Consider the following 9,074-nt stretch of genomic DNA (forward strand, 5'->3'; position numbering starts at 1 on the left):
ATGATTCCGCAACGTCTCACACTCCGACACTTCTTAAGCTACCGGGAAGCGACGCTCGACTTCCAGGGGCTTCATACTGCCTGTGTGTGCGGCGCAAATGGAGCAGGAAAGTCTTCGCTGTTAGAAGCAATTTCTTGGGTGCTGTGGGGAGAAAGCCGGGCGGCTTCTGAAGATGATGTAATTCACATGGGCGCAAAGGAAGCTCAGGTCGAATTTATCTTTCAGATGCACCAGCAGACTTATCGAGTGCTGAGAACGCGCCAACGAGGACAAGGCGGAATATTAGAGTTTCAGGTTATGCAGGGTGGCGGATTTAAGTCGCTTACCGCAAAAGGCATTCGATCGACCCAACAGTTAATCCTGACGCATCTCAGACTCGATTACGAAACCTTTGTAAATTCTGCTTATCTGCGTCAAGGTCGGGCAGATGAGTTCATGCTGAAGCGCCCGGCTGAACGCAAGCAAATCCTAGCGGATCTTCTAAAGCTGCATCAGTACGATGAGCTTTCTGAACAGGCGAAAGATAAATCGCGTCAGTTCAAAGCTCAAGTCGAGCTACTAGAACGGCATTTAGAAAGCGTTCGGGAACAGCTACAGCAGCGAGACACGATCGCACAAGAGCGCTCCAAACTCGAAGCTGTGTTGGAACAAATGCAGCAACAACAGTCCACGAATCATCATCAACTGCAACAGTTCCAAGCCGTTCAACATCAACGGCAAACGTGGCAACAACAATTAAGCTGGCAACAACAACAACAGCGCAACCTGAATCAAGACTGTCAACGATTGCAAAAAGAACGATCGCAAACCGATCAACAACGCCAAACCTTAGAATATCTATTGCAGCAAGAAAGCACGATTATCGCGGGCTACCAACAGTGGCAAGCACTCCAAGCCCAAGAAGAGCTATTCTCTGCAAAGTTTCAATCTCATCAGGTGGCTCAATCTCAACGGCAACAATACGAGCAGCAACAAACCGAAAAACTGCAAGAGCTACAAAATCAACTCCAAAAAATTCAAGCTCAAGAAATTACCCTGCAAGAACAATTGCAGGAAGTTCAAAAAGCATTGAGCAAGGAAGCAGAGGTTGAATCTGCGATCGAACAACTCAATCTAGCGCGTCAAGACCTGCAAAGGCTCGATCGTCTCCAGCTTCAAGCCTCGCCCCTGCTTCAACGTAAACAACAACTGCAGCAGCGGCTCGATCGTTCTTTCACCCGTCTTTCTGCCCGACTGGAAGAACTCCGAACCTCCGCGCGTCAGCTACAAACTCAACAACAACGACAACCAACCCTACAAAAAGCGGCAGTCGAAGTTGCCGTCAAAATCGAAGAGCTGGAAAAGCTTAGAGCCTATCAAGATCAAGTCCGCGAGAAAGGCTTAGAGCGTCGCAGCTTTATGGAACAACTTCAAGCGCATCAGCGCAACTATGAAGCCCAGTTGGCTGAGATCGATCACAAGATTCGGATGTTAGAACAAGAGCGAGCAGCAACGGTTACAACTACCGAGGAATTTGCAGGCACAACTTTAGTGCAACTCAAACATCAAGAATTTCCGCCTTGTCCCTTATGCGATCGACCTTTAGATGAGCATCATTGGCGCTTAGTTCTAGAGAAACAACAACTTCAAAAAGAGGAAATCCTGACTGAAATTTGGGTGATTCGAGAACAGTTAACCGTATCAGAACGAGAAATCCAGGTACTTCGCGACGAATACACCCACATTGAGAAACAGTTAGCTCAATATGGAGATGCTTTGCAACGTCGCGGACAGCTTCAAGAACAATTACAAAACACCGCAGAAGTTCAAGATCAACTATCGCAGATTACTAGCGAAACACTCAAGCTAGAAGAACAACTAAAAACCGCAGCTTTTGAACCAGAACTCCACGAAGAACTAAACATTCTCGATCGCAGTCTACAACAACTCAATTATGATGAGCGCGATCACGCGCTAGCGCGGGGAAGCGTTGATCGCTGGCGTTGGGCAGAAATCCGCCAAGCTGAAATCAAACAAGCAAAACGCAGACAAGCGAACATCTTGCAGCGCCAACCAGCTCTCAGAACACAAATCGAACAATTAGAACAACAACGTAATAGTTTGATCGCAAATCTGGAGCAAGGTTTACAACAGTACGATCGTCAACTTCAAGACATTGGATACAACTTAGATCAGCACAACGCCATACGATCGGCATTGCGTCAGGCACAAGCTTGGCAACTCCGCTATCAAGAACTCAGACAAGCTCAAAAAAATTATCCTCAAGTTCAACATCGCCTCTACGAACTAACACACACCTTGCAAGCGCGATTCAACGACCTACAAACCATCACACACAATTGTCAAGAACTCATCCACGCCCTAGAGCAAACTCCAGATCTCACCGCACACATTCAAACCCTTGAACAACAAATCCAGCAGCAGCGCACCCAACTCGACGAACATCTAGCCAAGCTCGGACGACTGCAACAACAAGAGCAACAGCAGGAACTCATGAGTCAACAGTTTGAAGCGGTCAACACCCAACTCAAAACCGCTCGTCAACAATGCCGTATCTATCAAGAACTTGCTCAAGCCTTCGGGAAAAACGGCATTCAAGCATTGATGATCGAGAACATTCTGCCGCAGCTTGAAGCAACAACTAATCAAATTCTGTCCCGTCTCAGCGCCAATCAGCTTCATGTTCAATTTGTCACCCAGCGCAACCGCAAAACTAAAACTGCGAAAGCAATGGAAACACTAGACATTCTCATTGCAGATGCCTACGGCACTCGACCGTATGAAACTTATTCCGGTGGAGAAGCATTCCGGGTCAATTTTGCCATTCGATTAGCGTTAGCGCGACTGTTAGCCCAGCGATCGGGCACTGCTCTACAAATGCTCGTTGTCGATGAAGGCTTCGGCACTCAAGATCAAGAAGGGTGCGATCGCCTGATTGCCGCAATTAACGCGATCGCGCCAGAATTCGCTTGCATCCTCACTATTACGCATATGCCGCACTTTAGAGAAGCCTTCCAAGCGCGAATCGAAGTCACCAAAACTCAAAATGGCTCCGAACTGATGCTGTGCCTATAGATCAAAATGGTTTGGACTCCTGTAGAATAGGAGGGTTGTTTAAATTCGCCGATCCTATGGCAGTTCCTAAGAAGAAAACCTCCAACGCCAAGCGCGACCAGCGCAAAGCGACTTGGAAACGCAAAGCCAATCTGCAAGCCCAGCGCGCTCTGTCTCTCGGCAAATCGATTCTCACCGGACGGGCAAAAGGCTTCGTCTATCCGACCGAAGAAGAAGGGGAAGAAGAATAAGTAAAATGCGTGATTCCGTCTAATTGAAGAGTCACGCATTTTTTTGGCTCTGCTATATTTCCAGAGTCACGCCTCTCTCAAAAGTCACGATTATGTTAGGCAAATATTTCAAAAAGCCAGAACCGCAACATGGCGATCGTGTTCCTCCCGGTCAGAGACTAGCGACAGGATTTCCCGTTCTGACCTATGGCGACACTCCACAAATTGATCGTTCTAATTGGCAATTTCGCGTCTGGGGACTGGCTCAGGAGAAAACCTTTTCCTGGGACGACTTCATGGCGCTGCCGCAAAGCGAATTTACCGCCGATTTTCACTGCGTTACTACCTGGTCAAAGCTGGATGTGCAGTGGGTTGGCGTGAAAGTGACCGACTTTATGAACGCGATTGCAGTCGATCCGAAGGCCGTGCATATTATGGAACATTGCTACGGCGGCTATACAACGAATATCTCAGTGGAAGATTTCGTCCGAGAAGAAAACTTCTTTGCTCATACGCTGTTTGGTGAGCCATTACCAGTCGACCATGGTGGGCCATTGCGTTTAGTCGTTCCCCACCTGTACGCCTGGAAAAGCGCAAAATGGATTAATGGTTTAGAATTTCTGTCAAAAGAAGACTTAGGATTTTGGGAGCGCAACGGCTATCATCACCGAGGCGACCCCTGGAAAGAAGAACGATACAGCGGAAGATTCTCCTAAACAAGAGCCGAGGCATTACACCTCGGCTTTTTTGGGCTAATGGGTCGGTAGATAAACCGTAAAGGTACTTCCCTTCCCAAGCTCTGTTGAAACGTTGATTCTGCCGTTGTGCGCCTCAACAATTCGACGAGTGAGATGTAATCCCAGACCGCTACCCGATCGCTTGTGTTTGCCCGGAACAAAGCTTTCAAACAGATTCTCTCGATCGCTCTCCGAAATTCCAGGACCTGTATCCTGCACTTCCAGCTTAATTGCAGGCACCAATCCGGTATCCACCTTTGTTAACCGAACAGAAACAGAACCTTCGTCGGTGAATTTAATCGCATTCCCAACTAAGTTTGTCATCACGCGATAAAGTTCTAATCGATCGCCCTTCGCATTGAAGTTATCGTTCTCATTCAACTCTAGCTTCAACGTTAAATGCTTGTCGATCGCAAGCGGTGAAAGTTCCTTAGCTACTTCTTGCGCCAGTTCCCCTAAATCAACAGGCGAAAATACTAGCGTCTTCCGTCCCGCCTCGTAACGATACACTTCCAGCAGCGTGTTCACCATCGTCAGCAAGTTCGCATTACTCCGAATCATAGTGGAGATCGCATCTTGAACATCGCTAGACAGGTCACCTAATGCCCCTTGAGACATTAGATTCAACATGCGATCGGCCGCCACTAACGGCGTTCTCAAGTCATGCGTCAATCGTGAAACAAAGTCCTCTCGCTGGCGTGCAATCTGATCGCGCTCATCGACACTGTGCTTCAAGCGAAGCAGCGCCCGGACTCTTGCTAACAATTCATCGAAATGTACAGGCTTGCGGATGAAATCATCGGCGCCAGTATCCAAACCCTGCGCTACACTCGGCTGATCGTAAGCCGTCGTCAACAAAATCGGCATAAAGGGCAGCGAGGTATTCGCTCGAATTCGGCGCGTGACTTCATACCCATCCATGCCCGGCATCATCACATCCAGCAGCACCAAATCAGGCGGAGACTGATCGATCAGGCGTAAGGCTTCTTTGCCACTGTCCGCAAGTTCAACCTGATAACCTTCGTCCTGCAAAATGGCTTGAATCAGCAGACAGTTATCAGGCGTGTCGTCTACCACAAGAATACGATCGACGGTGCGGGATCGGTTGAAAGGGGAGTGATTCATGCAATCCACCTATGAAAGGCAAAGTCAGTCAGTATTCTGAATAAACACGACTTAGGTTACACTCTACCTCATTCTTCTGATGGATTTTTCCTGTATTGTTCGACGTACTGCACAACAAGTGGGGTTATCTTCTCGATAATCTCGCTAAACGTCGATCGTTCCTCGTCTGTCCAATGGCGCGGCTCATTCATCAAACAAGGCTGCAAAACCCCCCAAAGCTGATGATCATGACAAAGGTGCCCATGAATCAGTGCCCGATGCCCGAAATTCTCGCGCTCAAACTGTGCATTTAAGGCTTTAGGGCTTGCCGTCGTCACGTCTTCTACAAAGATCGAAGGTTTAGTAGCAAGTGCAGCCGCAAACATTGGATCTTCATCAGCAAGCAATTCAGGTTCAGGCTTCCAGTCTTCATCGTAGACTGTAGGAATCTCTGAGTTGCGCGTCCAGCAAAAGGGAACCCGACCCAAGAGAGTCTGTGGATCCCGCAGGTAAACAAAACAACGATCGCTGTTCAAGTACTGCGCGATCGCCTCCATCAATGCTGGAAGTGCATCAGCGGAGTTCGTTTGAAATAGTTCAGCAATCTCAGGCGGCATCTTTTACAAACGTCCATTCAATCAGCTTACGCGGCGCATTTTTAAGGGCTTCAGTCAGTTCTGCATTACTATCAAATTTGACCTGTGTCAAAACAGTTGTTTCAACATTGACTGTAAATTTGTCCTCTTGGAAGCACCAGGGTGTGACTGTAACTAAGCCGTTCTCAAGCTGTTTGATGTCATAGTCCTGACCATCATGAGCTTTACTGATTTCGAGCCGGCGTTCGTCGGCTGGAAGCTCTTGCTGACAGAGGATCAAAGAGCAGCGATCGCACCATTGCAAAAAGTCATAAGCTTGCGTTGCTTCTTCTTCAGAAATGCCTAAGTTCTCGCGCCAAAGTCTTTGCTTTTCAATTTGCTCATCTAGGAACTTGTCAGCTTCAGGGGAAGTTCCACGTTTAGCTGAGTTCAATCGCAGCAGATGCATTGAGACAAGCAAAGCCACCCACCGACCCCGATATAGCGATCCTTCAACATGTTTTCTCAGGCTATGATAATCAGTCTCTTGATCCGTATCTTGAGTAAAGTCTTTAGGCGCACCCGCTTTATTGAGGTTATTTTCTTCCCATTCGCGCTCTAAGTCGTCATGATGTGAGATCGCTGCGATCGTTTCATACAAACGAGGCGGAGCATCTTTTCTGCGCCATTGTCCACCAATCTGAGCTGCAAGCAGAGCATGAGCACGATGATAGATAATCTGCCAACCGTTTTGGGTTGCATTAACGATCATTACGGTTACGCATAAAACAACAATATAGATAATAATATTGAATGCACTGTCTGGATAAATCTATCTAGCGATCGAATATTCGTGTTTCAATATCTAATAGTCCGGACAGAATTTGAGCAGATTTTGAGGCTCAAGCCCTTATCCAGTCGTGGGTAAGATCTTTTTTCAAAGTCAGGAACAGAGCTAATCTTGAAAAAATTGCTCGATCCTTGAACTGCAAACCCTGAAAGCTTTGTAGAATCGCTCAAAAAACTGTCCGGCGTATTGATATCGTCAGTTAAATAAGATTCTAAGACATCATTTACTGGCAAATTAAATTCAAGGACACCAAAACTGTTGCACTGCCAGAAACAAATATTATTTAACTCTACAGTCAGTCATCGCTACACGGAAAGTTGCTCAATCAGATGAGGTTAGAACTATCTGCTAAACTCCTCCTCATAGACGTGAGTCTCCAACGAAGGCGCAGAATGGCGCATGGAAGTGACACAACACGCAGAAATTCAGCAGTTGTCTAAGCAACTATTAGCGAGTTGGTCGGGAATGTATTTGGTTGAAGAGGGGGATTTAGCGGTAGCTTCGCTTCCCGTAGGAGGCGCGGCTCCTCAAGTCGTGCGTCGAGTTTAGGTTGCTCACCTGTCCAAGCCTGATAGAAATCGGGATAGCTCATATTCTGGGCACAGTTCCAAATAATTTGGTAAGCAACCTCAGAACGTACTCCCTCAACATCTTCCCACTCCAGGCACGCACCACTTTCAAACTCATCATCATTCAAATCAGCACGTTTAGGATTGAGATAACTCTTGAGTTCCTGAGCAACTTTCGTTAGAAGTTCTCTCGATTTCAGATGCTTAAAGCAATTCGTTAGCCTTTGACGATCGCGGTGATCACTTGTTCTCTGGAAGGTCTGAACAAATTTGAGCAAAGCTGCGATCGCTTTCTCATCACTGATACCAACACTTGCTAATTCTTGAGCAATGCTCCAAGGAAACCAATCATCCGATTCCAGCAATTCGATCAATGTTGCGATCACCAACGAATTACCTGGATCAACAACTCCCAAAGCTTCCGCCGCAGCATATCGATTGCTTCGCCTTTGCGATCGTTGAGTCAGTCGTGTTAGTGCAGCGATTACCAGTTCATCTCCGACCTCAATACCGCGAAAAATTGACAAAGCTTCGCAAAGAAAATCATCGGGTTTGTCTCTAGAAGCTGAATCAATGCGTGAATTGCTAATTGTTTAGTGTTATCAATTTCAAGTAAAGAGTTGAGAACTGGAAGACAAGGAGTATCCGAAATTGAAGTTTGTACCAGTTGAACTAAGATGTCGATCGCGCTTTGACAATCGGGATCATTCCGTACAAGACTATCAGCGGCTCTCCGCAATGAATACTCTGAAAGTCCTCTTAGTTCAGATCTAGTCAATGTTTCAAGCTCCAGCAATTCTATTTCAGTTTGATTAATCTGGGCAGCTTCTAAAATCTCACCAAGAACTGTTATCGCTGTGGAATTGTTTTTGTCAATTCTCAACATTGCTGCTGCAATGTGACAGCGCAATAAAGGCTCCTGAGCATCGGAAAGCATCTGAGTAAGTTCAGCGATCACGGTTGAATCGTCGATCGCAATCCTTCCTAGTGCTTCTACAGCCTCCCATCCAAAATAGCCTTCAGATGGATAAAACTCAGCTTGATAAACGCGCGTTTGTCGAATCAGATTTAGTTTTAGTAACGCTGACACTGCAACTTGACTACCAGATCCAATCCTTCCAAGCGTTGCCGCGAGTTGATTACAGATATATATATATTAATTAAAAGAGCATTCTTCTTGTGATCGACTCAAAATTTGATACTGCCACCTATTTATAAGCTCAGCCACAGCCCCAGTAACAGTCTCATTTTCAATTGCAATCTCTCTGAATGCCCAAACGACATTCACAAAATCACGTAATTCCGAAGCACTCAAATCAGCATTTGCAATTTCAGTCAGCACAGAAATAATTACAGAATTCTGTGAGTCGATTGCTATCAAACTTGTAATTGCTTTAACGCGCTCCCGAAAAGGTTGAGGATGTTGAACCAACCTTTCTAAAGCTGCGACCGCGCTCTCATCGCCCGGATTTAATCTTCCCAATTCTTCAGCAGCCCGTCGAAGAACAACTAAGCTATCCGTTGTATGTATACTCGCTTAATGTCAGTTCTCTTCAATGCTTCTCGTGCAGTGATCGTTAAGGCTTGTGGATAGACTTTCCAATCACTTTTCGAAGTTCGGCAAAAGGAATAACTTCACTTGAGAAGTTGATCTACGATCGCATCGGCGTGTGAGCGGTCGGGGAAAAATGCGATCAACTCTGCCGCTAGGAAATAAGTTTGATAACTGAAGAAGTGATTACAGCGATCGTCAAAATTGATTAGAACATCAATGAAGGCTTCAATTTCTAAAGCAAAAGCCCTTCTACAGTTTAGAGCAGAAAGGCTTTTATCTATATAGACACCCTGGCAGCTAGCTATTTTGACAAGAGGCTACCCTCTCACTATCGTCGCCGCAAATGCGTTTCACCACTCAGTTCGGGATGGATGAGCGTGGGGCCACACCGCCATCACCA

9 protein-coding genes and 1 rRNA gene are annotated in these 9,074 nt (G+C 46.4%); 3 read left to right on the forward strand and 7 right to left on the reverse strand.

Annotated elements, in window-relative coordinates; all coding sequences use genetic code 11:
• The 3 genes from NC980_RS20280 to NC980_RS20290 all read left to right on the forward strand — a co-directional run bounded on the left by NC980_RS20280 (window position 1) and on the right by NC980_RS20290 (window position 4,000).
• Window positions 1-3,075, forward strand: coding sequence for an SMC family ATPase (locus NC980_RS20280; protein ID WP_190375952.1), 3,075 nt, complete (start codon window positions 1-3; stop codon window positions 3,073-3,075).
• A gap of 56 nt (window positions 3,076-3,131) precedes the next feature.
• Entirely contained in the window at window positions 3,132-3,305 is a 174-nt protein-coding gene (locus tag NC980_RS20285) for a 50S ribosomal protein L32 (protein ID WP_190375943.1), read from the forward strand.
• A gap of 92 nt (window positions 3,306-3,397) precedes the next feature.
• Window positions 3,398-4,000, forward strand: coding sequence for a sulfite oxidase-like oxidoreductase (locus tag NC980_RS20290; RefSeq protein WP_190375944.1), 603 nt, complete (start codon window positions 3,398-3,400; stop codon window positions 3,998-4,000).
• Between the two features lie 36 nt (window positions 4,001-4,036).
• Here NC980_RS20290 and NC980_RS20295 read toward each other — a convergent pair whose 3' ends face one another.
• The 7 genes from NC980_RS20295 to rrf all read right to left on the reverse strand — a co-directional run.
• Window positions 4,037-5,146, reverse strand: a complete 1,110-nt coding sequence (locus NC980_RS20295; protein WP_190375945.1) for a hybrid sensor histidine kinase/response regulator — start codon at window positions 5,144-5,146, stop codon at window positions 4,037-4,039.
• Between the two features lie 68 nt (window positions 5,147-5,214).
• Window positions 5,215-5,742, reverse strand: a complete 528-nt coding sequence (locus NC980_RS20300; RefSeq protein WP_190375946.1) for a GAF domain-containing protein — start codon at window positions 5,740-5,742, stop codon at window positions 5,215-5,217.
• Window positions 5,732-6,472, reverse strand: a complete 741-nt coding sequence (locus tag NC980_RS20305; RefSeq protein WP_190375947.1) for a DUF3891 family protein — start codon at window positions 6,470-6,472, stop codon at window positions 5,732-5,734. Before NC980_RS20305 ends, NC980_RS20300 begins: the two co-directional genes overlap by 11 nt.
• Window positions 6,473-6,986: 514 nt before the next feature.
• Window positions 6,987-7,646, reverse strand: coding sequence for a hypothetical protein (locus NC980_RS20310; protein ID WP_190375948.1), 660 nt, complete (start codon window positions 7,644-7,646; stop codon window positions 6,987-6,989).
• Window positions 7,604-8,209 carry a hypothetical protein gene (locus tag NC980_RS20315; protein WP_190375949.1) on the reverse strand — a complete coding sequence of 202 codons (606 nt, stop codon included), beginning with the start codon at window positions 8,207-8,209 and terminating at the stop codon, window positions 7,604-7,606. Before NC980_RS20315 ends, NC980_RS20310 begins: the two co-directional genes overlap by 43 nt.
• A gap of 66 nt (window positions 8,210-8,275) precedes the next feature.
• Window positions 8,276-8,602 carry a hypothetical protein gene (locus NC980_RS20320; RefSeq protein WP_190375950.1) on the reverse strand — a complete coding sequence of 109 codons (327 nt, stop codon included), beginning with the start codon at window positions 8,600-8,602 and terminating at the stop codon, window positions 8,276-8,278.
• Window positions 8,603-8,962: 360 nt separating this feature from the next.
• Window positions 8,963-9,074, reverse strand: a 5S ribosomal RNA gene (gene rrf / locus NC980_RS20325); the annotation flags it as partial.

This window comes from Leptolyngbya sp. AS-A5, from assembly GCF_039962495.1.
Lineage (GTDB): Bacteria > Cyanobacteriota > Cyanobacteriia > Leptolyngbyales > Leptolyngbyaceae > Leptolyngbya.

What these genes read in the sequence shown, in the direction of transcription:
- NC980_RS20300 (WP_190375946.1), bottom strand. Translation starts at nt 5,742, where the DNA reads ATGCCGCCTGAGATTGCTGAACTATTTCAAACGAACTCCGCTGATGCA.
- NC980_RS20285 (WP_190375943.1), top strand. Translation starts at nt 3,132, where the DNA reads ATGGCAGTTCCTAAGAAGAAAACCTCCAACGCCAAGCGCGACCAGCGC.
- NC980_RS20305 (WP_190375947.1), bottom strand. Translation starts at nt 6,472, where the DNA reads ATGATCGTTAATGCAACCCAAAACGGTTGGCAGATTATCTATCATCGT.
- NC980_RS20280 (WP_190375952.1), top strand. Translation starts at nt 1, where the DNA reads ATGATTCCGCAACGTCTCACACTCCGACACTTCTTAAGCTACCGGGAA.
- NC980_RS20290 (WP_190375944.1), top strand. Translation starts at nt 3,398, where the DNA reads ATGTTAGGCAAATATTTCAAAAAGCCAGAACCGCAACATGGCGATCGT.
- NC980_RS20295 (WP_190375945.1), bottom strand. Translation starts at nt 5,146, where the DNA reads ATGAATCACTCCCCTTTCAACCGATCCCGCACCGTCGATCGTATTCTT.